Source organism: Mesorhizobium sp. M6A.T.Cr.TU.016.01.1.1 (assembly GCF_003952585.1).
Classification (GTDB): Bacteria; Pseudomonadota; Alphaproteobacteria; order Rhizobiales; family Rhizobiaceae; genus Mesorhizobium; species Mesorhizobium mediterraneum.
In genome coordinates, this window is sequence record NZ_CP034452.1 from 6,687,914 (window position 1) to 6,712,489 (window position 24,576).

The 24,576-nt window shown below is 63.1% G+C and carries 21 protein-coding genes; 9 read left to right on the forward strand and 12 right to left on the reverse strand.

All coding sequences use genetic code 11. The annotated features are described in order from the left end of the window. Nucleotides 1-212: 212 nt before the first annotated feature. Nucleotides 213-1,457, reverse strand: a complete 1,245-nt coding sequence (locus EJ075_RS32505) for a glycerate kinase (RefSeq protein WP_126107123.1) — start codon at nt 1,455-1,457, stop codon at nt 213-215. 32 nt (nt 1,458-1,489) lie between these two features. Beyond that, nucleotides 1,490-2,986, reverse strand: a complete 1,497-nt coding sequence (locus EJ075_RS32510) for an SLC13 family permease (RefSeq protein WP_164547243.1) — start codon at nt 2,984-2,986, stop codon at nt 1,490-1,492. 269 nt (nt 2,987-3,255) lie between these two features. On the opposite strand from EJ075_RS32510, the gene EJ075_RS32515 reads away from it, so the two are divergent. After that, nucleotides 3,256-3,978 (forward strand): haloacid dehalogenase type II, encoded by a 723-nt coding sequence (locus tag EJ075_RS32515; RefSeq protein WP_126107125.1) that lies wholly within the window; start codon nt 3,256-3,258, stop codon nt 3,976-3,978. Between the two features lie 129 nt (nt 3,979-4,107). On the opposite strand, the gene EJ075_RS32520 is transcribed toward EJ075_RS32515, so the two are convergent. The 3 genes from EJ075_RS32520 to EJ075_RS32530 form a co-directional block, all read right to left on the reverse strand. Then, nucleotides 4,108-4,557 carry a DNA polymerase III subunit chi gene (locus tag EJ075_RS32520; protein WP_126107126.1) on the reverse strand — a complete coding sequence of 150 codons (450 nt, stop codon included), beginning with the start codon at nt 4,555-4,557 and terminating at the stop codon, nt 4,108-4,110. Between the two features lie 19 nt (nt 4,558-4,576). Next, nucleotides 4,577-6,088: a leucyl aminopeptidase gene (locus EJ075_RS32525; protein ID WP_126107542.1), complete on the reverse strand. Its 1,512-nt coding sequence runs from the start codon at nt 6,086-6,088 to the stop codon at nt 4,577-4,579. 101 nt (nt 6,089-6,189) lie between these two features. Further along, the gene (locus tag EJ075_RS32530) at nt 6,190-7,365 is read right to left on the reverse strand and encodes an NAD(P)/FAD-dependent oxidoreductase (RefSeq protein ID WP_126107127.1); all 1,176 of its coding nucleotides are present in this window, start codon (nt 7,363-7,365) and stop codon (nt 6,190-6,192) included. 28 nt (nt 7,366-7,393) lie between these two features. Between EJ075_RS32530 and EJ075_RS32535 the strand changes: the two genes are divergently transcribed. The 7 genes from EJ075_RS32535 to rsmA all read left to right on the forward strand — a co-directional run bounded on the left by EJ075_RS32535 (nt 7,394) and on the right by rsmA (nt 15,521). Further along, entirely contained in the window at nt 7,394-7,711 is a 318-nt protein-coding gene (locus tag EJ075_RS32535; RefSeq protein ID WP_126107128.1) for a hypothetical protein, read from the forward strand. Next, nucleotides 7,708-8,910 (forward strand): LPS export ABC transporter permease LptF, encoded by a 1,203-nt coding sequence (lptF, locus tag EJ075_RS32540; RefSeq protein WP_126107129.1) that lies wholly within the window; start codon nt 7,708-7,710, stop codon nt 8,908-8,910. Before EJ075_RS32535 ends, lptF begins: the two co-directional genes overlap by 4 nt. A gap of 16 nt (nt 8,911-8,926) precedes the next feature. After that, complete coding sequence (gene lptG / locus EJ075_RS32545; protein WP_126107130.1) at nt 8,927-10,009, forward strand: LPS export ABC transporter permease LptG; 1,083 nt, start codon at nt 8,927-8,929, stop codon at nt 10,007-10,009. Further along, nucleotides 10,009-12,432, forward strand: a complete 2,424-nt coding sequence (locus tag EJ075_RS32550) for an LPS-assembly protein LptD (RefSeq protein ID WP_164547244.1) — start codon at nt 10,009-10,011, stop codon at nt 12,430-12,432. Before lptG ends, EJ075_RS32550 begins: the two co-directional genes overlap by 1 nt. Before the next feature lie 250 nt (nt 12,433-12,682). Continuing rightward, on the forward strand, nt 12,683-13,618 hold the full coding sequence (locus EJ075_RS32555) for a peptidylprolyl isomerase (protein WP_164547245.1): 936 nt from the start codon (nt 12,683-12,685) through the stop codon (nt 13,616-13,618). Nucleotides 13,619-13,630: 12 nt separating this feature from the next. Further along, nucleotides 13,631-14,659, forward strand: a complete 1,029-nt coding sequence (pdxA, locus tag EJ075_RS32560) for a 4-hydroxythreonine-4-phosphate dehydrogenase PdxA (RefSeq protein ID WP_126107133.1) — start codon at nt 13,631-13,633, stop codon at nt 14,657-14,659. A 22-nt stretch (nt 14,660-14,681) separates the two neighbouring features. Further along, nucleotides 14,682-15,521 (forward strand): 16S rRNA (adenine(1518)-N(6)/adenine(1519)-N(6))-dimethyltransferase RsmA, encoded by an 840-nt coding sequence (gene rsmA, locus EJ075_RS32565; protein WP_126107134.1) that lies wholly within the window; start codon nt 14,682-14,684, stop codon nt 15,519-15,521. A 34-nt stretch (nt 15,522-15,555) separates the two neighbouring features. Here the strand turns inward: rsmA and gmk are convergent, their stop codons facing one another. The 7 genes from gmk to fabD all read right to left on the reverse strand — a co-directional run bounded on the left by gmk (nt 15,556) and on the right by fabD (nt 22,094). Continuing rightward, a complete protein-coding gene (gmk, locus tag EJ075_RS32570; RefSeq protein WP_164547246.1) occupies nt 15,556-16,230 on the reverse strand; it encodes a guanylate kinase in 675 nt (224 codons plus the stop codon). A gap of 5 nt (nt 16,231-16,235) precedes the next feature. Further along, the gene (locus EJ075_RS32575) at nt 16,236-17,126 is read right to left on the reverse strand and encodes a YicC/YloC family endoribonuclease (RefSeq protein WP_126107135.1); all 891 of its coding nucleotides are present in this window, start codon (nt 17,124-17,126) and stop codon (nt 16,236-16,238) included. A 177-nt stretch (nt 17,127-17,303) separates the two neighbouring features. Continuing rightward, the gene (gene mltG, locus EJ075_RS32580; protein WP_126107136.1) at nt 17,304-18,530 is read right to left on the reverse strand and encodes an endolytic transglycosylase MltG; all 1,227 of its coding nucleotides are present in this window, start codon (nt 18,528-18,530) and stop codon (nt 17,304-17,306) included. Between the two features lie 102 nt (nt 18,531-18,632). Further along, on the reverse strand, nt 18,633-19,895 hold the full coding sequence (fabF, locus tag EJ075_RS32585; protein ID WP_126107137.1) for a beta-ketoacyl-ACP synthase II: 1,263 nt from the start codon (nt 19,893-19,895) through the stop codon (nt 18,633-18,635). Between the two features lie 34 nt (nt 19,896-19,929). Continuing rightward, the gene (locus EJ075_RS32590) at nt 19,930-20,166 is read right to left on the reverse strand and encodes an acyl carrier protein (RefSeq protein WP_006203723.1); all 237 of its coding nucleotides are present in this window, start codon (nt 20,164-20,166) and stop codon (nt 19,930-19,932) included. Nucleotides 20,167-20,355: 189 nt separating this feature from the next. Continuing rightward, a complete protein-coding gene (gene fabG / locus EJ075_RS32595; protein ID WP_095483194.1) occupies nt 20,356-21,093 on the reverse strand; it encodes a 3-oxoacyl-[acyl-carrier-protein] reductase in 738 nt (245 codons plus the stop codon). 59 nt (nt 21,094-21,152) lie between these two features. Then, nucleotides 21,153-22,094 (reverse strand): ACP S-malonyltransferase, encoded by a 942-nt coding sequence (gene fabD, locus EJ075_RS32600; protein WP_126107138.1) that lies wholly within the window; start codon nt 22,092-22,094, stop codon nt 21,153-21,155. Between the two features lie 267 nt (nt 22,095-22,361). On the opposite strand from fabD, the gene EJ075_RS32605 reads away from it, so the two are divergent. After that, nucleotides 22,362-24,287 carry an LTA synthase family protein gene (locus EJ075_RS32605; RefSeq protein ID WP_126107139.1) on the forward strand — a complete coding sequence of 642 codons (1,926 nt, stop codon included), beginning with the start codon at nt 22,362-22,364 and terminating at the stop codon, nt 24,285-24,287. Nucleotides 24,288-24,576 lie beyond the last annotated feature (289 nt).

A 24,576-nucleotide genomic window follows, 5' to 3' on the forward strand; every position in this document is an offset into this window, starting at 1 on the left:
GTGGCTGGGCAGCGTCTCAGTTTGAATTGCGGCTCACGACCCTTCTCCGCCAGAAGTTGAAGCTGAAGCCGTGACCCTAGTCGGTCATTCCCCCCTGCCGAGATGGCATCTCGAAAGCCGACGTTAGAGGCAACTGGCGCTCGTGGGTCGGAGTTCGCATTCGCTAAGGCAAATCGCCGGGTAGGACGGATCTCTAAAGCCCCTTTTCGCCTTTAATCGCTATGAGGCCGCAATAGTCCGGTGTCGCCGCTGTGGCATACCAGGCCGTTTTCTGCCATGCGCCGCACAATGCGGGCTGGAGGTCGAGCGAGCCTTATACCAACGCTCATCAGGCGCACGGCATCCTCGGCGGCTCGCGTCAGCAGCTTGCCGGCATTTTCGATCGCTTCCTCCAGTGAGCACGGCCGTTTGAGAATGCTGGCGAAGGCATCAATGCCGTGCTCGAAGTTGAGCGTCACACCTTTGCCAATCGTTCCGGCGAGTGCAATGACGGGCAGGCCGCGCAGCTTGGCGCGGCGCGCCACCTCGGATGGCACCTTGCCATAGGGCGTTTGGCCATCCAGGCTTCCCTCGGCGGTGATCACCAGGTTCGCGCGATCGATCAACGCGTCGAGGTCGAGATACTGCATCACGATTTCGTAGCGCGGATGGAGCCGGCCCAGAAGAAGGCCGAGCACGGCTGCTCCTAGTCCGCCCGATGCGCCGGCACCCGGGGCGGTGCCAACCTGAATGCCGGTCGCACGCTCGATCGCCTTGGCATGGACTTCCATCGCGGCAGCAAGCTCCTCGACTTGCGCCGGCGTTGCTCCTTTCTGGGGACCGAACACGCGGGCAACACCTTTGGGCCCGAGCAGCACATTGTGCCAGTTGACGGCCGCATCGATCCGCACCTTCGCGAGGCGGGGATCGATGCCCGTCATGTCGATAGAAGCGAGATGCCGGAGCGCGGCCCCGCCTCTCGCGAGCGGGCGGCCGCTATCGTCGAGAAACCGCACGCCGAGCGCCTCGGCCATGCCGGCACCACCATCATTGACGCCGCTGTCGCCGCAGCCAAGCAGGATACGGTCGGCACCGGCATCGAGGGCGGCGCCGATGAGCTCGCCGACGCCGAAGCTTGTCGTCAGGCACGGATCGCGGCGATCCCGTGGAACGAGACGCAGGCCCGCCGCTGCGGCCATTTCTATCACGGCGGTGCGGACTGGCTGACCACCCATGAATCCGATGAAGGAGTCTACCGGGTCCCCCACCGGGCCAGTGACGGATAACCGGTGCAGCGTGCCACCGGTCAGATTGACCAGTGTGTTGGTGAAGCCCTCCCCGCCATCGACCATCGGCGCCTTGAGAATGGTCGCGTCCGGCATCGCCCGTAGAATTCCGGCAGCGATGCACGCCGTCGCTTCATCAGCAGTCAGGCTCTCCTTGAAACCGGAAGGCGCAATCAGGATCGTCATCGACATTTTGGTTTCCTTTCTAAAATAACAGGCGAAAGTCATGCCTTGGCGGGCATTGCGGAAAGTGTTTCGATCGGCAGGCCAAGGAGCGGCCAGACGAACAAGGAGAAGGCGACGAGGAGAGCGACGAAGAGCGGCAAGAGGAACAGAGCCAGCCGGAGGAGGTCTGCCTGTGTGAAGGTCAGGGCCTCCGCAGAACCGAACAGGAGAACCGGCTTTGCCGAGACCATCAGCGTCTGACAGAAGCCACTGCCGATCGTCGTCACGAAGATCAGGACCGACGGATCGACGCCGAACGCCGAAAACGGCAAGGCAACCGCTGGGATGAGGACGCTCGCGCGCGCAGTGCGAGACATAATCACGATATGTGCCAGGCTTGAGATCACGGCAGCGATGGCGATGACCATCCATGGGGCCAATGACAGGTGGCCGCCGAGCGCCGCAAGCGTCTGGTCGACGAGGTAGCGTGCGGTGCCGGAGGTGAGCAGCGCCTCGCCGATCAAAAGCGTGGCCGCGAGGAACAGAAGCAGGTTCCACTCGACACCCTTAAGCGCCTCTTTAAGCGAAATCCCCGACACCGGCTTGGAAGCGGCAAGCAAGGCACCGACGAGCGCGATGACGGCAATATTCTGTCCATGCAGCGCGTTCGTCGCCCAAAGCAGGACGGTCGCGCCCATGATTGTCAGCACGGTAGCATCGCTGCATGAATTTGAACGGTGCCTGACCGGCAGCGTGCCGATCGCGGCGCTGCGGTCTTCGGCGGACAGAAACAGAAGTTGGATCAGGCCGCAGGCAAGCAGACTCGTGACGAACCCGAACGGCCCGCCGAGAAGCGCCCAGTGGGCGAAGCCGATGTCTGTGTCGCTGACACGCCTCATGAAATCGGCGGCAATCAGATGTGCGCCAGCTCCGGTCAGCGAAGCACAGGCTGAGAGCAAGATGACGGAGGGAAACAGAAGCGCGAGCCCTCTGGTCACGGATGGTCTGCCGATCGCACTCGAAAGACCGAAGAACACGGGCATGAGGATCGCCGCGCGGGCTGAGGTAGAAGGAATCACGAAGGCGGTCAGCGCAATGACCAGCGTCGCGCCCCAGAACATTCGGGAAACCGTCCTGCAGCGCGTCAGCACGACGGCTGCCAGGCGCTCGGCGGTACCGCTGCTGCGCATGACCGACGCCATGACGAAAGCGGCAATCAGGAGCCAGATGATTTCGCTGCCGAGCGTGGCAAAGAGGGCCTCTTCGTCGACCGCACCCGAAACAACAAGGGTAAGCGCGCCGGCGAGCGCCACAGGCATGTCGGGCAGGCCGAGCACTACCCAGGCGATCAGGACCCCGGCGAAGACCGAGAGCGACAGCCGGCCTTCGATCGGCAGTCCGTCCAATCCGTAAAGAATGACAAAGGTGCAAGCTTGCAGGGAAAGCAAGCCGATGACCAATCTGGGTGATAGCGGCCGGAACAACCATGCCTGCCGTCCTTCGGCATCGGCGAATACACCGACTGTCGCTCTCGTCGTGGGAACGCTATGCAGCATGGAAGCACCTTCCATCTCCGGTTGAGATGGCGGGTTAACGGGCCAAGCCGAGGCCTATTCCAGCTCACCTGACACTTTTTTGACAGGCAGATGACGGCGATGAGGTTGAGAACACGGAACCGGTGCTGCCAGAAGATCGACGGCCGGTTAATCCATGAAGGGCAAGCTGAGTTGGCGAACCAGCCGCGTTTCCGACGGGGACCATGCAGTCGACTTCTCAGGCCAATCCGTGCCAAAGACGCGGTGTGCGGATCGAGGAGCCGAATGTGATGCCATTGGATGGTGTACGTGCCTTGGTATTCGACGTATTCGGCACTGTCGTCGATTGGCGCAGCGGCGTGGCGCGCGAAGCTGAACCGTTCCTGAAGCGGCATGGAGCCGGAACGGCCATTCCTACCGCTTTCGCAGATGCGTGGCGCCGCCGTTACTCCCCAGCGATGGAGGAGGTGCGCAGCGGCCGGCGGCCCTTTACACGGCTCGACGTGCTGCATCGGGAGAATCTGGAAGCTGTTTTGCCAGAATTCGGGATCGACCCGGCGTCGGTGCCGGCGTCCGAGCTGGACGAACTGAACCTGGCATGGCACCGATTGGAGCCATGGCCGGACGCGGTGGCAGGCCTCACACGGCTGAAGGCCCGCTATATCATCGCGCCGCTCTCGAACGGGAACATCGTCCTCATGCTCAACATGGCGAAGCGTAGCCGCATCCCCTGGGATGCGATCCTCGGCGCCGAAGTCGTGCGAGCGTACAAGCCGATGCCGGAAGCCTATCTTCGCACCGCTGACGTCCTGGCAATGAAGCCAAATGAGATCTGTCTTGTGGCCGCTCACAATGGCGACCTTGCAGCGGCTCGGGCATGCGGATTGCGAACAGCCTTTGTCCCGCGTCCGACCGAGCACGGATTAGCGCAGACCACGGACTTGCACCCTGATCAGGCCTGGGACCTGGTGATCAGCGACTTCATTGAATTGGCTGAACGGCTTCAGTTGTAGCGCGTCTCAACGATCAGCAAACCACCCTTTCAGGGTTCTTCCACTTTTGGTCCGATGCTCTTTATTCGGCATCGCGACCCGATTGCTCGGCGATCTGATCCCAGGTTGACGATAGCCAAGGCGGCAGCTTCACGCCTTGCGTTCCCAGCGCCGATCTGAAGTCTGCTGCCAGTAGGTGACCGCGTGGCCGGCTTCCTTCATCGTCTTCCAGTGCATGCGCGCCGCCTCGACCTGGGCCGCATCGTGGCCGTCGAATAGGAACACGGCGCGCTCATAACTGCCAAGCTCCGGCGGCGCCGCGCCGTCGACCAGGAAGCGTATCTGCGCCTCGTTCGGATTGTCCTGGCCGGTGGTCAAAAGGATCGGCTGCTCGGCCAGATGGGATTCGCTGTCCGTCGCGTGCGCCAGGAACGAATCGTCTCTGAATATCCACAGATGCTGGTCCAGCGCGTCGCGCCGCTCCTCGGTGCCGGTCTGCACCACGGCGCGCCAACCGCGATCGACGCTGCGCTCGAGCAGGCCGGGGAGCGCATCCTCCAGCGTCGATTCGGTCAGGTGATAGAATAGGACGTCAGCCATGATTGCGCCTTGAAAGGCCTCACCCCTCGTAATTGTCGCGCATCAGTCGGTCGAGCAGCCTGACGCCGAAGCCGGAGGCCCATGACTGGTTGATCTCGCTGGACGGCGCGCCCATCGCGGTGCCGGCGATGTCGAGATGCGCCCAGGGCGTATCCTTGACGAAGCGCTGCAAGAACTGCGCCGCGATGATGGCGCCGCCGTAGCGGCCGCCGATGTTCTTCATGTCGGCATTTTTCGAATCGATCAGCTTGTCGTATTCGGCGCCGAGCGGCATCCGCCACACTCGTTCCTGCGTCGCCTGCCCGGCGCTCGTCAGCCTGTTCGCCAATTCGTCATCGTTGGAGAACAGCCCGGCATAGTGCTGGCCGAGCGCGACCATGGTGGCGCCGGTCAGCGTCGCCAGATTGACCATGAATTTCGGCTGGAAGCGATCGTTGCAATACCACAGCGCATCGGCCAGAACGAGGCGGCCTTCGGCGTCGGTGTTGAGCACCTCGATGGTCTGACCCGACATCGAGGTGACGATGTCACCGGGACGCTGCGCGTGGCCGTCGACGGCATTTTCCACTAGCCCGATGATGCCGACGACGTTGGCCTTGGCCTTGCGCGCGGCCAGCGCGTGCATCAGCCCTGTCACGGCGGCCGCGCCGCCCATGTCGCCCTTCATGTCCTCCATGCCGGAGGCCGTCTTTATCGAATTGCCGCCGGTGTCGAAAGTGACACCCTTGCCGACGAAGGCAACCAGGCTGTCCTTGGCCTTGCCGCCGTTCCATCGCATGACGGCTATGCGGGCGCCACGCGGCGAGCCTTGCGCAACGCCGAGCAGCGCGCCCATGCCGAGCTTCTTCATATCCTTCTCGACCAGGATCTCGACCGTGACGCCGAGCGCTTCCAGTTCGCTGACGCGGGCGGCGAATTCCACCGGCCCGAGTATATTGGCCGGTTCGTTGACCAGGTCGCGCGCCAGGAGCACCCCGTCGATCACCGCCACCTCGTCGGCGAAGGCTCTTTTCGCCGCCGCCGGATCGGTGGTGTGGATGGTCACCTTGACCGGCTTTTTGGGCTCGGCCTTCTTGCCATCGCGCTGGCCGTCATTATTGTCCTTTTTCGTCTTGTACTTGTCGAAGGTATAGCTGCGCAGAAGGATGCCCGCGGCAAGCTGTGCCGCTTGCCTGCCGCCGACGTCAGCATCCGGCAGATCGAGCACGACGGTCACCTCGGTGGCCTTGCGCAAGGATGCAGCGATCGAGCCGCCGAGTTTCAGCCAGGCATGGTCGTCGAGCCCCGAGACCTTGCCGGCGCCGACCGCCACCAGCCGGTCGAGCGATGTGCCCTCCGGCGCCAGCACTTCGACCAGGCTGGCGAACTTGCCGGAAAAGTCGGCCACCGGGAACGCCCGCTCCAGGGTCTTTGCCGGATCGCAAGTCTTCGCCGCATCGCCGAGACCGCCATCGTTGGCCGCCAGCACGAAGACACTGCCCTTTTTGGGTGCTGCGAATTTGGCGAAGGCGATCGAAGGTCTCGAAGTCATCATGTCCTGCTTTCGGGAACGGCGTTGGTTTTTGGGAGAGTGCCTTGACGAAACCCGATACTTGGCCGTTTCCGACCGGAAGCACCACCCTATTTTTCAGTTCATCGCCTCTGCCTGACGATCTGCTGCGCGATTGCCTTGGCCTGAATTCGGGCATTGGCGAAGCAACCGCGAATGCTTGGCCGCATGCCGGTAAACCACAGGCCGGGCAATTTCGGGTCGGTCTCGCCGCCGTTGAAAAGGGGAACGCCCCTGCCGTCGAGGACGCCGAGCTTGCCAACCATGCGTTCGAGCCCGGTGCGGTAGCCGGTCGCCGCGATGACGATATTGGGAGCGATCAGGTTGCCGTTGTCGAGGATGACGCCGTCGCGGGTAAATTCCCTTACCTGCGGCAGTACCACGACCTGGCCGGCCTTGATGGCGCGAACGGCGCCGTCGTCGGTGGCGATCGCAGTGTAGTCGTCGGTCAGGCGGCTTGCGCCCCCCGAGGACGCGGGCGGCAAGCCAAACTTCGTCAGGTCGCCGAAAACCAGGCGCTGCGTTGCCGCCATCACCGCATCGGCGAGCCAAACCGGCAATCGCGCCAAGAACGGCGAAAGCCTGTGGACGGCGATCTTGCCGATGCGTTTGGGCAGCAGCGAGGGGCCGTTGCGCGCCGACAGCCAGATAGAGGCGGCGTTCGCCCCCGCCAGATGATTGAGCACGTCGAAGCCCGAATTGCCAGCGCCGACAACCAGCACCTTTTTTCCCGCATAATCCTCGGCTTTGCCAAAATCCGCCGAATGCATGATGCGGCCGGCAAAGTCGTCGGCGCCCTTCCACTGCGGAATGAACGGCTGCCGGTCGCGCCCGGTGGCAACGACGACATGATGCGCCGGCAGGGGCCCGGCACTGGTCTCAATGGTCCATTGATCGCCGTTGAACGCGATCTCCTCGACGGCGACGCCAAGCCGGATCGGAAGATTGTGCGCCTGGCTGAAATCGTTCAGGTGGCGGATGACTGCTGTTTTGTGGGGAAAGGCGGGGGTGCCTGCGGGATAGTCGACGCCAGGCAGCGTCGAGAGATCGCGATGCGAATTGAGATGCAACCGTTCGTGCCGCCGGTACCAGGGCTCGGCAAGCCGCCTTTCCTTTTCCAGGACAAGCGTCGGCACGCCGGCCTTTTTCAGCGCATGGGCGGCGGCCAGCCCCGCCGCGCCGGCGCCGATCACGATCGCACCGTGAAAAATCGATTCCTGGCCGGTTTGACCGCGCAATTCTGTTACTTCTGCTTCCATGTCTGTACCCGTCGCGGCCACGGCGGCCATGACCGTGATCGGCGCGACATTTGGTCGTTTTCCGGCATTTGGCAAGACTTTGCCGGAATCAGATCCCATATGGCGGATGGAATCGACGGCGATTCGTCGCGGCACGGCCCCGCTTTCCTGCCGCAACCTCTTGTTAACCATCGATGTTCGCCCTTTCTTATCCATTGCCGCCGACACTCCGGCCACCGGGAATAACGATGTGGGACGGGAAACCAGATCGAACCGCCAAACGGGACCGGTTGTGCAGGCGTCGCCGGACGACTACTTTGTCTGGAGGCATGATGCCGTTCGGCAAAATCGAGAAAAGCCTCTATGAAGGTCGTTGAACGCTACATCATGCGTCGCGCGCTGGCGGTGTTCCTGGCAGCGCTTATTTGGACGCTGGCGATCGTGTGGACGACGCAGGTGCTCGCCCGCATCGATCTCGTCACCGACAGCGGCCAGTCGGCGCTGACCTTCTTCGAGGTCGCTGCGCTGATCATTCCGTCGATCATCCCGATTGTCGTGCCTTTCGCCCTGGTGGTCGCCGTCGCTCAGACGCTGAGCGCGATGAATTCCGATTCTGAGCTTGCCGTCTTGAACGCCGCGGGCGCCTCGCGCTGGACCATCGTCAGGCCGATCATGCTGCTGGCGCTGGCGGCCAGCGTCTTGTCGTTCGCCGTCGACAACGGCGTCGACCCTTATGCACGCCAGAAAAACCGCCAGCTGGTGGCGTCGTCGCGTGCCGATCTGTTGTCGCTGATCATCCAGGAAGGCACCTTTCGCAAGATCGACGACGGCCTGTTCCTGCAGATTGGCGAGCGGCTTCCGGACAACCGCCTCGGCGGCATCTTCGTCGCCGATTCGCGCGAAGAAGGCGTTAACCTTATCTACTACGCCAAGACCGGAGCCATCATCGAAAGCGGCGACGAGAAGGTGCTGATGATGAACGACGGCGTCATCCATCGCGAAACGCTGACCGGCGATCTTTCGGTCATCCGATTCACCTCCTATGCCTTCGACCTGTCCGCCTTCATGTCGGCCTCATCGGACGTGTTGCTTTTGCCGAAGGACCGGACGACCCAATACCTGCTCAATCCCAGTCCGAACGACAAGGCGTTCCAAAAAAAGCCGAACAGGTATCTGGCCGAGCTCAACCAGCGTTTTTCCGAATGGTCCTATTCACTTGTCTTCGCGCTGATCGCGCTTGCGGTCGCGGGAGATGCGCGATCCCATCGCGAGGCGCGCATCCATCCGCTGATCACGGCCATCGCGATTGCGCTTTTCGTACGTTGGCTTGGTTTCTTTGCCGCCGGTAAAGCCGACAACGTTCCGCAATATGCCTATATGGTCTACGGCGTTCCTATCGTGGCGTCCGCGGTCGCGACATGGTTCATAGTCTCCAACCGGACCATGGAGCTGCCGGTCGCCTGGGCCGACTGGATGACGAATTTCGCCGGTCGCTTCAGTGACGGCTGGAGCGCCATCAAGCTTCGCTTCGCCAGGCGTGGCGCTTCTGGCCAAGGGGCCGGCTAATGGGCTGGACACGCTAATGGGCTGGACCCTGGGTAGATACTTCTTCTTCCGCTACGTGACGATCACCATCTGGTTCTTCATCGGCCTGTTGGCGCTCGTGTTCCTGATCGACTTCACCGAGCTTTCCGGTCGCACGACCGGCTTGCCGGGCTTCACCTACGGGACGGCGTTCGCCATTTCAGCGCTGAGGATGCCGATGATCATGCTGCAGACGGTGCCGTTCGTCGGGCTATTCTCGGCGATGGCGACGCTGGTCTCGCTCAATCGCAGATATGAACTGGTCATCGCGCGTTCCGCCGGCGTATCCGCATGGCAATTCCTGCTGCCGTGCTGCATCGGGGCGCTGCTGTTCGGCGTGTTGTCGGTCGGCGTCATCAATCCGATCGCCGCGCATGCGTTTTCCTGGTCCGAAAAGATCGAAACCCAGCTCCGCTCCGGCAAGTCGAACGCCGTGTCGGCCGACGCCGAGCCCTGGATCCGGCAGAAAACCAGTACCGGCGATACCATCATCGGCGCGCGCGCCATTCTCAATCAGGGCCTCGAGATGGCCGATGCCGTCTTCTTCGTCCTCAGCCCGCAAGGCGACATCGTCGAACGCAAGGACGCGGCGCACGCCTTTTTGCGCGATGGCTACTGGGAACTGCAGGACGTCAAGGTTTTCCGGGACGGCAACATCCAATCGGTGGCAAGCGACCGGGTGTCGACCAATCTCAAGCCCGAATTCGTGCAAGAGCGGCTGGCGCGCCCGGAAACCATCCCTTTCTACGATCTGCCCAGCAAGATCGAGGTTGCCCGCTCCTTCGGCCTCAAGGCAAATGCCTTTGCCATGCAGTTTGATTCGCTGGTGGCGCTGCCGTTCCTTCTCGTCGCCATGACGCTGATTGCCGCAACGGTGTCGATGCGATTTGCGAGGATGGGACAATCCGCGACGATGATTCTGGGTGGCGTCCTGGCTGGGTTTCTGCTTTATGTCGTGACGGTGCTGGTCAAGGCATTCGGCGTGGCGGGATTCGTACCCACAGTCGTGGCTGCATGGGTTCCGGTTGTCGTGGCTATGTTCTTCGGGGTGACTTTCTTGCTGTACAAGGAAGACGGCTAGTGAGGGGGGCGGTTTTGCGCATCCATAGGCAGGCCGGTTTGGCGCGCCTCTATGGAGCGAGCGCCTTGGCATGCCTGCTCGCTTGCGTCGTCCCGAATATTCCGGCTTCTGCCCAGGATATCAGCGACATGGCAGCCGACGTCCCCGCCGGCTCGCAAATGCTGCTGGCAGCGGATACGCTGGTCTATGACAACGACAACCAGACAGTAACGGCCGTCGGCGGCGTCCAGATCGACTATGGCGGCAACCGCCTTGTCGCCCAGCGGGTCGAGTACAATCGCAACACCAAGCGCCTCGTCGCCAGCGGCAATGTCGAGGTCATCAACAGCGACGGCACCAAGATCTATTCGCAGCATGTCGACATCACCGACGATTTCGCTGACGGCTTCGTCAACGCGCTGCGTGTCGAAACCGTCGACAAGGCATATTTCGCCGCCGAAAGCGCGGAACGCATGGGCGGCGTGCTGACGACGTTCCACAACGGCGTGTACACGGCCTGCGAGCCATGCGAGGACCAACCAGACAAAGCGCCGACCTGGCGCATCAAAGCCAGAAAGATCATTTGGAACGGCGAGAAGAAGACGGTTCGCTTCGAGAATTCGAATTTCGAGTTCTTCGGCTTTCCGCTTGCCTATCTGCCGGCCTTCGAGATTGCCGACCCTACCGTTAAGCGCAAGAGCGGCTTCCTGATTCCCGGCATTGCCTACAAGAGCGAGCTCGGCGTCGGCGTCAAAGTCCCGTATTATTTCGCGCTCTCACCAACCTACGACCTCACCGTCACCGGCAGCGGCTACACCAAGCAAGGCTTCCTCGGCGAGGCCGAGTGGCGCCAGCGCTTCAACAACGGCCAGTACAGCCTGAAGGTCGCCGGCATCCGGCAAGAGGACCCCGACGAATTCATCGACAGCCACGGCAACAATGTCGATTCAGGTTCGGCCGGCGACCCGAACAAGTTCCGCGGCATGATGGGCACCAAGGGTCAGTTCGCCATCAATCCGCGCTGGGACTTCGGCTGGGATGTCCTGTTGCAGACCGACAAGAACTTCTCGCGCACCTACGCCATCGAAGACTTCAACGAGAGCGTGCACCACTCCTCGATCTACCTGACAGGCCTCAACGGCCGCAACTATTTCGACGTGCGCGCCATGCGCTTCGAGGTCCAGGAAAAGACGCTCCCTGACGATCCGACCGCGCGCGCCGGCAAGCAGCCCTGGGTGCTGCCCTCGCTCGACTACGCCTACATCCCCGACATGGCTGTGGGCGGCGGGCAATTGTCGTTCAATGTCAACGCACAGGCCATCAGCCGTGAAAGGCTGGATAGGATCCTTTCCGATCCGAACAACGCTGCGTCCGTCAATAATGTCCGCGGCATCGAGGGCCAGTCGGGCCGCCTCACCACCGAAGCGGAATGGAAGCGCACCTTCACCACCGATGGCGGGCTGCTGCTGACGCCGCTGCTGGCGCTGCGCGGCGACGTCGGTTATGTGAATGCGTCCTCGGCCTCGCTCACCGCCATCAACCAGATGGCGATGAACCCGGAGATAAATGCCAGCGATGACATGCGGACATCACTCGCCCGCTACATGGCGACCGCCGGGCTGGAAATGCGCTGGCCGGTGCTGTTCTCGTCGACCAGCTCCAGCCACATCTTCGAGCCGATGGCGCAGGTGTTCGTGCGTCCGAACGAGCAATATGTCGGTGGCCTCGCTGTCCCCAACGAGGACGCCCAGAGCTTCGTCTTCGACGCCACGACATTGTTCGAGCGTGACAAGTTCTCCGGCTACGATCGCATGGAAGGCGGCACGCGCGCCAATGTCGGGCTGCGCTATTCCGGCGCCTACGACAATGGCTGGAGCACCAACGCGCTGTTCGGCCAATCCTACCAGCTGGGCGGTCGCAACTCCTTCGATTCGCCGGACCTGGTCAATGTTGGAGCCGATTCCGGTCTTGAGACCGAGACCTCCGACTATGTCGGCCTCGTCGGCTTTAATAGCCCCAGCGGAGTTTCCGGCTCGGTCAGCGGCCGTTTCGACGAGCAGAGCCTTGAGGTTCGCCGCGCCGAGGTGAAAGCAGCCTATTCCGGCCTGCCGATTTCGCTCAGCGCCAAATATGCCTTCATCCAGGCGCAGCCGCTCTATGGCTTCACGACCGATCGCCATGAGGTCACGCTCGGCGCCTCGACGCAACTTGCCGAGAACTGGCGTGTCTTCGGCACCGGCACCTACGATCTGGAGCAAAGTGTCCTGGTCAAGGACGGGGTCGGCTTTGCCTATAGTGATTCATGCTTCACCTATTTGATGACGTTCTCAGAATCCCGCGACCTGGAAACCAAGGAAGTGTCGCAGAACATCGGTTTCAACTTGTCGTTCCGCACGCTCGGCGATTTCGGCTCGTCACAAAGCTCCATCGACACCATTCAGTAGCAGACACTAGCCAGTAGCAGACGGCTGGCCAGCAGCAGACGGCCGGAACAGGCGGCCAACGTATCGGCCCGAAAGTCGGAATTGATTTTCGGAAAGCACGATGCGTAGATTCAAAGTGTTTAGAGAGCACCTTGTGCGCCCAAGTGGACGCACGTCGCGCTAACGACATCGTTTCGCCGCATAGGGCAGGCACGGGTTTCAGCTCCCTCATAATGAGATAGAATTGGGCCGGAACCGAGATAGAATTGGGATGCTTTCGATGAGGAAATACCTCTTTTCGGCAGGGTTCGCGCTGCTGGTGGCGGCGACCTCGGCCTTGATCACCATGATGCCGCCGCCGGCTTTCGCCAGCCAGATCAAATACGTCGTCAACAACGTACCGATCACCACCGGCGACATCCAGCATCGGGCTGCCTTCCTGCGCCTGCAGCGCAAGAAAGGCGACGCCGCCGACGAGATGATCGAGCAGACGCTGCGCGTCGCCGAAGCCAAGCGTCTCGGCATCCGCATCAGCGACGCCCAGGTCGACGCCGCCTATCAGCGCTTTGCCACGACCAACAAGATGCAGCTCAAGCAACTCGATGGCGTCATGGCGCAGTCCGGCGTCGGCAAGGAGCATTTCAAGGAGTTCATCCGCTCCCAGATGGCCTGGAATCAGGCGCTGACCGCGCGCCATCGCTCCGAGAGCGGCGGCGGCGCCATGAGCGAGCAGGACGCAGTCAGGCGCATGCTCGACAAGGGCGGCGCCAAGCCGACCGCCATGGAATACATGCTGCAGCAAGTCATCTTCGTCGTGCCGGCGGCCGAGCGCAGCGCTACGCTGTCCAAGCGCAAGCGCGAGGCTGACGCCATGCGCGCCCGCTTCAACGGCTGCAACACCTCGCGCGAATTTGCCAAGGGCCTGATCGACGTCACCGTTCGCGATCTCGGCCGGGTGCTGGCACCGCAATTGCCGCCGGAATGGGCCGACCAGATCAAAGCCACCAAGGTCGGGGGTGCCACCAGCACGCGCGAGACGGATCGCGGGGTCGAGTTCATCGGCATCTGCTCGTCACGCGAAGTGTCCGACGACAAGGCCGCCCAGATGGTGTTCCAGAGCGAAGGCGCCACCGGCAAGGACGCCGACGAGCTCTCCAAGAAGTACGTCGAGGAGTTGCGGAAGAAAGCCCGCATCGTCGAGCGCTAAGACACCCTGGGCGTGCCAGAGATAAAGCTTCCGCTGGCGTTGAGCGTCGGCGATCCGTCCGGCATCGGGCCGGAGATCGCCATTGCCGCCTGGCAGGCGCGCGACACCGCCGGTGTGCCGCCCTTCTATCTTCTCGCCGATCCGGCGCTGGTTTCCGCACGGGCGCGCCGGCTCGTCGCCAATATGCCAATCACGGAGACAATGCCAGCCGAAGCGGCGCGCGTCTTTACACGCGCCCTGCCCGTCGTGCCGCTAGTCGCCCGCTTCGTCGACGACCCCGGCCGGCCAGACACAGCCAACGCCGCCGGCATCATCGAGGCAATCGACCGCGCTGTTGACGACTGCCTCGGCGGCCGCGCAGCGGCGGTCGTCACGTGCCCAATCGCCAAGAAGCCGCTCTACGATGCCGGCTTCCGTTTCCCCGGCCATACCGAGTATCTGGCGCATCTGGCGACGCTCCACACCGGCGCCGAAGCAATGCCGGTGATGATGCTTGCCGGTCCCGAATTGCGCACGGTCCCGGTCACCATCCATATTGCGTTGAGCGAGGTGCCGAAAGCGCTGACGACGGACTTGATCGTTGCGACCGCCCGCATCACCGCCGCCGACCTCGAACATCGTTTCGGCATCGCCAAGCCTCGGCTTGCCATTGCCGGCCTCAATCCGCATGCCGGCGAAGGCGGCGCGATGGGCGCGGAGGACGAGCACATCATCCGCCCGGCGATCGACAGGCTGAGGGCGGAAGGCATCGATGCTTTCGGGCCGCTGCCGGCCGACACGCTGTTCCATGCCCGCGCCCGAACCGGCTACGATGTGGCGCTGTGCATGTACCACGACCAGGCGCTGATCCCGGCCAAGGCGCTGGCTTTCGACGAGGCGGTCAACGTCACGCTCGGCCTGCCCTTCATCCGCACCTCCCCGGATCACGGCACCGCCTTCGATATCGCCGGCAAGGGCATAGCCCGGGCCGACAGCCTGATCGCGGCGCTAAGGCTCGCCCGCAGGCTTGCCGACACCGGGACGAAGGCTGCCATCGCATGAGGCTTTGCATGAGAGCGGTCGCATGAGCATCGACAGGCTGCCGCCGTTGCGCGCGGTGATCGAACGCCATGGGCTGCAGGCGAAAAAGGCGCTTGGCCAGAATTTCCTGCTCGACCTCAATCTGACCGGCAAGATCGCGCGCACCGCCGGCGACCTGACGGACGCCACGGTGATCGAGGTCGGTCCGGGTCCCGGCGGCCTAACCCGGGCGCTGCTTTCCCACGGCGCTGGTCGGGTCATCGCCATCGAGCGCGACGAGCGCTGCCTGGCGGCGCTCGCGGAGGTGTCGGATCACTATCCGGGCCGTTTGGAGATCATTGCCGGCGATGCGCTGAAGACGGATTTTGCAGCGCTTGCCCAAGGGGCGCTTGGGGGCAACGGATCTGTGAGGATCGTCGCCAACCTGCCCTACAACATCGGTACCGAGCTTTTGGTGCGCTGGCTGACCGTTGCCGATTGGCCGCCTTTCTACGCATCGATGACGCTGATGTTCCAGCGCGAGGTGGCCGAGCGCATCGTCGCCCGCCCCGGCAGCGATGCCTATGGCCGGTTGGGTGTGCTGGCAGGCTGGCGGACGGAAGCAAAGATCGCTTTCGACGTGCCGCCGCAAGCGTTCACGCCGCCGCCCAAGGTGGTGTCGTCGGTGGTGCATCTGGTGCCGCGGGCAAGTCCCCTGCCCGCCGAGGTCAAGAAGCTCAGCCGCGTCACCGAAGCGGCCTTCGGCCAACGCCGCAAAATGCTGCGCCAGAGCGTCAAGGGCCTCGGCGGCGAAGCCCTGCTCACGCGCGCCGGCATCGATCCGACGCGGCGCGCCGAAACGCTTGATATCGAAGAATTCGTGCGGTTGACCAACGCAGTGTAGCTCTTCTCCTCGTTTACGGGGAGAAGGAAGGCGCCTAATCCGTCTTCTCGTCGAGCAGGCCCGAGACGAAATCGAACAGGCCGGGCCGGCGGTCGCGCCTGAGCCGCTCGGCGATGACGATGCCGCGCACTTCGGCGAAGGCACGATCGAGATCGTCGTTGATGATGACGAAATCATATTCCTTCCAGTGCTCGATCTCGTTGCGGGCGTTCTTCAGACGCGTCTCGATCACCGATTCCTGGTCCTCGGCACGGCGCTTCAGTCGCGCCTTCAATTCCTTCATCGAGGGCGGCAGGATGAAGATGGAAACGATATCGGCGCGCATCTTCTCCTTGAGCTGCTGGGCACCCTGCCAGTCGATGTCGAACAGCATGTCGCGGCCCTGTGCCAGCGCCAGTTCGGCCGGCTCACGCGGCGTCGCATAGCAATTGCCATGCACTTCGGCCCATTCGAGCAGCTCGTCTGAATCGCGCAGCCGCTCGAACTCACGCATGGTGCGGAAATGATAATGGACGCCCTCGATCTCGCTGCCGCGGCGCGGCCGCGTGGTGACGGAGACCGACAGTTCGAGGCTGGAATCGCTTTCCAGAAGGTTGCGCGCAATCGTCGACTTGCCGGCACCGGACGGCGACGACAGCACGAGCATCAGACCCCGGCGACGAATGCGGGAACCCAAATCCTTAGCAACCACAGGCTCTTTGGCGACCATCAGGGTTACTCCAGATTCTGGACCTGTTCGCGAAACTGGTCGACGACCGCCTTCAGCTCCAGCCCGATGGCGGTGACCGCAGCGGCATTCGATTTCGAACACAGCGTATTCGATTCGCGGTTGAATTCCTGCGCCAGAAAATCGAGCTTGCGGCCGATGGCGCCGCCGCCTGCCAGCAGAACCCGGCCGGACGCCACATGCGTCTTCAGCCGGTCGATCTCCTCACGGATGTCGGCCTTGGTCGCCAGGAACGCCGCTTCCATATGCAACCGGCTGGCGTCGAGATTGGCGGAGGCATCCATCAACAGCCGAACCTGCTCGGCAATCCGTTCGCGGATCACCGCCGGCTCACGCGACGGATCGGCCTCGGCGCGCAGCGTCAGCGCCTCGATGGCGTCGATATGGCCGGACAGCAACGAGCGCAGTGCGGCGCCCTCGCCCTGGCGTGCCTGCTCCAGCCCGCCCAGCGACACTTCGAGCGCCGAGAGAATCGCGCTGTCGAGTGCCGCCCGCGCCTCTTCGGTTTCGGTGGTTTCGGGGATGTCGAGCACACCGCGTAGCGAAAGCAGCCCGTCGGCTGTCGCCGGCGCTGCGCCGAACTGCTCCTGCAGCCGCTTGGCCAACTCCGCCAGATCCCTCAGGAAGGCCTCGTTGACCACGGGCTGCGCCTGCTGGCCGGCGGCGCGGCCGACGGTCAGCGTTGCTTGGAAATTGCCGCGCGAGAAGCGCTTTTGCACCGTCTGTCTGACGGCCGGCTCCAGTCGCTCAAGGCCCTGCGGCAGCCGCAGCCTGACCTCGACGCTCTTGCCGTTGACCGACTTGACCTCCCAGGCGATCGACGTGCCGTCATGTTCGGCGACAGCCCGTGCAAAACCGGTCATGCTCTGCAAATTCATGTTGCCCTTGCGACCCCCTGGCGCATGACCCCGGAAGCGATTCCGGCCAGATCATGCGGTTTCAAAATGCTGGAGCGCCTTTTCGCGCCAAATCGGACGCAAGGCGCTCCGGATTAAAAAATCGGCACGTCCCTGCCGTCAAACGAATCGGAGGGACGATCCCAGAACCGTCCGGCGCTACTGCGCCGCTCCCGTATCGCCGTCCACCGGCGCATCGGTCTGACCTTCCACTTTGGCGGCGTCGGCCTTGGCAGCGCCGGCCTTGGCGGCTTCATCGGCAAGCTTCTTCTGGAGAGCCCGGTAGCGGGCGACGTTCTCGTTGTGCTCGGCGAGCGTTGCAGCAAAGACGTGACCGCCGGTGCCGTCGGCGACGAAATAAAGGTCGTCGGTCTTCGACGGGTTGGCCACCGCTTCCAGCGCCGCACGGCCGGGATTGGCGATCGGCGTCGGCGGCAGGCCGTTGATCAGATAAGTGTTGTAGGGCGTCGGCTTCTTGATGTCCGACTGGTAGATCGGGCGGTCGGCGGGTTTGCCCTTGCCGCCGAACAGGCCGTAGATGATGGTCGGATCGGACTGCAGCCGCATGCCCTTGGCTAACCGATTGAGGAAGACGGCGGCGACCCGTGAACGTTCGTCGCCCTTGCCCGTCTCCTTCTCGACGATCGAAGCCAGGATGACGAAGTCATCGACACTGGCCAGAGGCAGATCGGGAGCGCGCCGCTGCCAGACGTCGTCGACCAGCTTCTTCTGATCCGCCAAAAGCTTGTCGACCATCTGCTGGCGTGTCGCGCCGCGGGTGAAACGCAGCGTGTCGGTAGCAAGGCTGCCCTCGGGTGGAATGGTCGCAGGCATATCGCCGTCGAGCGCTGCCTGATCGGCGATGCGCTGCAGCGCCTGCTCGACGGTTAGCCCCTCGGGGACGGTCAGCGAATACATCACCGACTTGCCGCTCTTCAGCAGCTCCATGATGTCGCGCATGGAGGCCTGCGGCTTGATCTCGTATTCGCCGGCCTTCAGCGCGGCGTCATTGCCAAAGGCACGCACGCCAAGGCGGAAGATGCGCGCGTCGCTGATCAGTCCGCGCCGCTCGAGCTGCTCGGCAATTTCCTGGACGCCGGTGCTCGGTTTGACCAGGAAGGTGTCGGCATTGGCCGACGGGCCGGGCTCGTTGAATTCCTGCTTGCCGAAATACAATGCAAAGCCGGCCGCCAGAACCAACAGCATCACCAAGGAGATGACGAAGTTCATGAACACGACGAACTGGCTGCGCGAAGCGCGCGAGCGCTTGGGCGGCGGTGTGCCGGCTTCAGGCCGTAATGCCTCGCTGGCCGTCTTCGGCACGATCGGACCCGACGGTGCGGACCGTTGCCCGAATTCCCCGTTGTCCGCCGGATTTGTGTTCATGGCGCCCTACCGTTTGATCTTGCAACGAATCCCCTTGGGCAGAGTAGGGGCGAATATGGCAAAATTGACGACACGCGCTGACCGCGCCGGTCGACAGACCGGTCAGCCATTGTAGCGCTGGAAGACCAGCGAGGCGTTGGTGCCGCCGAAGCCGAAGGAATTGGACAGCGCCACGTCGATCTGGCGGGCCCGCGGCTTGTGCGGCACCAGGTCGATCGCCGTTTCGCGCTCCGGGTTGTCGAGATTGATGGTGGCCGGCGCGATGTTGTCGCGAATGGCGAGGATCGAAAAGATCGCCTCGGCGGCGCCCGCCGCACCCAGAAGATGGCCTATCGACGACTTGGTCGACGACATCGATATTTTCGACGCGGCGTTGCCGACCAGCCGTTCGACGGCGCCGAGCTCGATCGTGTCGGCCATGGTCGAGGTGCCGTGCGCGTTGATGTAGTCGACGTCTGCGGGCGTCAGCTTGGCCCGGTTCAGCGCCGCAACCATGCAGCGAAAGGCGCCGTCGCCATCTTCGGCCGGCGCAGTGATGTGATAGGCATCGCCGGTCAGACCGTAACCGGTTACCTCGGCATAGATCTTGGCGCCGCGCGCCTTGGCGTGCTCCAGCTCTTCCAGAATGACGACGCCGGCGCCTTCGCCCATGACGAAGCCGTCGCGGTCGCGATCATAGGGACGCGAAGCCGTCTCCGGAGCGTCGTTGCGGTCGGTGGACAGTGCACGGCAAGCAGCGAAACCGGCGATCGACAGCCGCGTCACCGGCGCTTCGGCACCGCCTGCGACCATTACGTCGGCATCGCCCCACATGATCAGCCGGGCGGCATCGCCGATGGCGTGCGCGCCGGTGGAGCAAGCGGTGACGACGGCGTGGTTGGGGCCTTTCAGCCCATGCCGGATCGAAACCTGGCCGGAGACGAGATTGATGATTTGGCCGGGGATGAAGAACGGGCTGATGCGGCGTGGTCCGCGCTCCTTCAGGATCATCGCGTTCTCGGCGATGCCTTCGATGCCACCGATGCCGGAGCCGATCAGCACGCCGGTGGCGCACTGCTCCTCATGCGTTTTCGGCGTCCACCCCGAATCCTTCAACGCCTCGTCGGCGGCCGCGATCCCGTAAAGGATGAAGTCGCCGATCTTGCGCAGTTCCTTCGGCTCGAGAACGGCCTCGGGATTGAAGGTGGCGTTATCACCGTTGCCGCGCGGAATGACGTGGGCGACCTTGCAGGCAAGATCCTCCACCTCGAACTCGGTGATGCGCTTGGCTGCGCTGCGGCCGGTCAGAAGCTCCTTCCAGCTATGCTCGAAGCCCATGCCGAACGGCGAAAGCAGCCCAAGGCCCGTGACGACGACACGCCTCATCGCAGGTCCTCCTCGGTGATGACTGCAAATAGCGTCAGGCCGAAGCCTTGTCGATGTACTTCACTGCATCGCCAACAGTCAGAATGGTTTCGGCCGCATCGTCGGGAATTTCGACGCCGAACTCTTCTTCGAACGCCATGACAAGTTCGACCGTGTCGAGGCTGTCCGCGCCCAGATCATCGATGAAGCTCGCCTGCTCCGTCACCTTATCGGCATCGACGCCAAGGTGCTCGATAACGATCTTCTTGACGCGCTCTGCGGTGTCACTCATTTGGGCATCCTCGTCTTTTGGTTGTCTGTCTTCGTTAGCGGGCAGAATGCCGCTAATCAAGCTGAAAGATGGTCCTGCCGGAAACGCAACGGCACCGGACCGGTTTTTGCCCGAACCGCCGGGTTGCGGGCCGCATTACACGAAAATCGGCCTGGGTCCAAGGCGAAAAGGCGGGTTTTCCCGCAACTGTCAAATCATCGCCATGCCGCCATTCACGTGGATGGTCTGGCCGGTGACATAGGCAGCTTCGTTGGAAGCAAGGTAGGCGACGGCGGAAGCGACTTCGGCGCTGGTGCCCATGCGCCGTGTCGGGATCGCCGCCATGATCGCCTCTTTCTGCTTGTCGTTGAGCTTGTCGGTCATCGCCGATTCGATGAAGCCCGGGGCGACGCAGTTGACGGTGATGTTGCGGGTGGCGATCTCCTGCGCCAGCGACTTGGAAAAGCCGATCATGCCGGCCTTGGAAGCGCAGTAATTGGTTTGGCCGGGATTGCCGGTGACGCCGACCACCGAGGTGATGTTGATGATGCGGCCGTGCCGGCGCCGCATCATCGGATGGGTGAGCTCGCGGGTCAGCCGGAACACGGCGGTCAGATTGACCTCGATCACGCTATCCCAGTCGGCGTCCGCCATGCGCACGAACAGCCCGTCCTTGGTGATGCCGGCGTTGTTGACGAGAATGTCGACACCTTCGAGATCGGCCTCGGCCTTCTGGCCGAGCGCCTTGACCTCGTCGCGGTTGGAAAGGTTGGCCGGGAACAGCTTGACCCGGTCGCCGAGCTCGGCGGCCAGCGTCTCCAGCTTTTCGACGCGGGTGCCGTGCAGGCCAACGATGGCGCCCTGCGCATGCAGCACCCGGGCGATCGCCTCGCCTATCCCTCCTGATGCGCCTGTGACGAGCGCCTTGCGGCCAGTCAATTCGAACATGTCTTGTCTCCTGATCTAAGAGAACACCCTTCACACGGGTGGGGTCAAATCGTGGCCGGTTATGCGAGCGCCGCCAATGCCGCCTCGACATCCGCCGCCGTGCCGACAGCGCCTGTGGCGATATCGCGGTTGATGCGCCGAGCCAGTCCCGACAGCACCTTGCCTGCGCCCACCTCGTAAAGCGTCGCAACGCCATTCGCGCCGAACCACTCCACCGTCTCGCGCCAGCGCACGCGGCCGGTCACCTGTTCGACCAGGCGGCGGGCGATGGCGTCGGGATCGCTGGACGGGGTGACCGACACGTTGGAGACTACAGGCACGAACGGCGCGTTCTTCGTCACCCCGGCCAGCGCCTCGCGCATGATCTCGGCCGCCGGTGTCATCAGTGCCGAATGGAAAGGCGCAGAAACTTGCAGCATCAGCGCCCGCTTGGCGCCCTTTTCCGTGCACAGCTTCGCCGCCAGTTCAACCGCCGCCCTGGCGCCGGAGATCACCAACTGGCCACCGCCATTGTCGTTGGCGATCTGGCAAACTGAATCTTTGGCCGCTTCAGCGCAGGCGGCTTCGACATCGGCCTGTTCCAGCCCGATGATCGCCGCCATGGCGCCCTCGCCGGCCGGCACTGCCGCTTGCATGGCATTGCCGCGGATACGCAAGAGCCGGGCGGCATCGGCGATCGAGACGAAACCGGCGGCAGCAAGTGCCGAATACTCGCCGAGCGAATGGCCGGCGACATAGGCGACCTTGTCCTTCAGCGAGAAGCCGCGCGATTCCATAGCCCGGATTGCGGCAAGCGACACAGCCATCAGCGCCGGCTGGGCATTGGCGGTCAGCGTCAGCGTCTCTTCCGGCCCTTTCCAGATCAGCTTCGACAGGTTTTCGCCGAGCGCGTCGTCGACCTCTTCGAAGATCTTCCGCGATTCCGGAAAGGCGTCGGCGAGGTCCTTGCCCATGCCGACAGCCTGGCTGCCCTGTCCCGGAAAGGTGAATGCGACGGCCATCTGTGGCTCCCAAGCGGCTGATTTTTCCTGCCTGTGACGCAAGGCAGGCGGGCAAGTCAAGTCCGCCATCAGCCCAATCCGAGCCGCTCCGGCTCGGCATCGCTGGCCGAGTGCCTGTTCCAAAAGGCTTTTTGTCGATCACTCATGATGAAAATCGCTCACGATTCGTTTGCTGGCTCTTCTTATTTCAGCCACAGGCGCTAGCTTTTTGTGACATATCGATGACAGCTCAATGACGCTTTTGTGTATGGTCGGGGGAATTGTAAGTTGGCAAGGACTAGGAAAGGCGCCGGCAAGGCCGCGCCACAGTTTCTGGAAGGCGATCCGGCCACCGGCTATCTGCCGGGCCGGAAATGGCCCGTTATCCGCTATGGCCTCGTCAGCCTGCTCGCTGCCGCCATTCTGGTGTTTGCGGTCGAACTGATCGTGCGCGGCGACTTTGCCGGCACCGTCGCCTTCTTCCTGCAGCCGTTCAAGCCGGGCTGGACCACCATCATCATTTTCGCGTTGATCCTCATCGGTCTCGATGCCGTGCTCGGCCGCAGCCACCAGAGCCTGATGATCGTCGCGCCGCTGACGCTGGCGCTGGCCTTTGTCGGCCATCAGAAATCGCTCTATCTCGGCGATCCGCTCTATCCGACCGATTTCTTGTATTCACGCCAGATCGTGGCGCTGATGCCGCTTCTGGTGCGCGAACGCCCGGGGACCGCCATCGCTATGGCGGTCGGCATCGTTGGCGGCCTATCGCTGCTCGTCTATGGCTGGCGACTATGGCGCCGCCGGGTACCGGCGCTCAGCCGTAAGGGCCGCCTTGCCCGGCTGACATTGACAGTGCCGCTGCTCGCCTTCTTCGTCTCAATCATGGATTACGCGACCTTCTCGTGGACGCGTGACCGGTTGCAGATCATCCCGATCATGTGGGACCAGAAGGAAAACTACGCCTCCAACGGCTTCGCGCTCGCCTTCGCGCTCAACGTGCCGATGGCCCACGTCTCGGCGCCTGCGGGCTATTCCGACAAGTCGATCGCGGCAATCGACAGGCCTGACGTGACGGTCTCCGTACCGGCCGAGAAGCCCGACATCATCATCGTCATGAGCGAATCCTTCTGGGATCCGACCGAGTTGCCCGGCGTCACCATCACGCCCGATCCGATTCCCAATGTGCGGACGCTGCGCTCGGGCTCGATGTTCTCGCCCGAATTCGGCGGCATGACCGCCAATGTCGAGTTCGAGGCGCTGACCGGCTTTTCCAATGCCTTCCTGCCGGCCGGCAGCATCCCTTACCAGCAATATGTCCGCGCGCCGGTGCCGTCGATGGCCACGTTCCTGAAGAGCCAAGGCTATGAGACGCGCGCCATCCATCCGGGCACGAGCTGGTTCTGGAACCGCACGCCGGTCTATGCGGATTTCGGTTTCGACGACTTCAAGTCGGAGGAAAACCTGCCATATCTCGAAAAGCGCGGGCCGCTGGCCTCGGACGCGGCGATGACCGACGAGATCATCCGCGAGGCCGACGCCACCGACGATCCGTTCTTCTTCTTCGCCGTCAGCCTGCAGAACCACGGTCCCTATGAGCCGAATCGCTACTACAATCCGACCCACAAGGTGCAGGCGCCGACCAGCCAATGGGCGAAGGATTCGCTGCTGAGCTTCACAGAGGGAGCATCCGACGCCGACAAGGGCCTCGAGCGCCTTGTCGAATGGGCGAAGAACCGCCAGCGGCCGACGGTCATCGCCTTCTTCGGCGACCATCTGCCGCCGCTCGGTCCGGTCTATGTCGAAACCGGCTTCCTCAAGGACAATGTCGCGCCGCGCAAGGAGTCGCCTGACCAGATGCTGCGGCATCACCAGACGCCGCTGATCGTATGGTCGAACCGCACCGGGCCGGCCGCGGAAATGGGCGCGGTAAGCCCCGCCTTCCTGCCCTACCATATCCTGACCACGGCCGGGATCAGCCACCCCTATTACACCGGCTTCCTCGGCCAGATGCGCGAGCATTACCGTGTCGTTGACCGCAATCTGCTGTTGACGCCGGCCGGCGAGGCCACGCCGGAGTGGGCGCGCAAGAAGAAAATCGACCCGGCCATTCGCGATTTCCGCCTGCTGCAATACGACATGATGTTCGGCAAGCGCCACGCAGCGCCCGATTTCTTCCCGGAAACGGTGAAGAAGCTGGTCCCGCATACAAGCTAAAGCTGCCGCGCGACATGTCGTCCTTGCAGCGGCGGATTTTCGGCTCGCCCTTGCCATCCAGCCGGATTCCTGTATAGACGCCCGCAATCTGCCGGTCCTTGCTGGGGGCTGAACGGAGGGCCGGAGGTTTTTCGAAAACCTTCGTGTGGGGCCAGAAGCGCTTCCGCCTCCCGTGTCTCCGCTCTCGACCGTCTCGTCATGCTCCTTTCTTCCCCGCCTCCTTTAGGGATCGGCGGGTCAGAGAAGTTGCAGAGGCTTTTGCCGCCGGGAACCGGGAGAGAAACGAAGA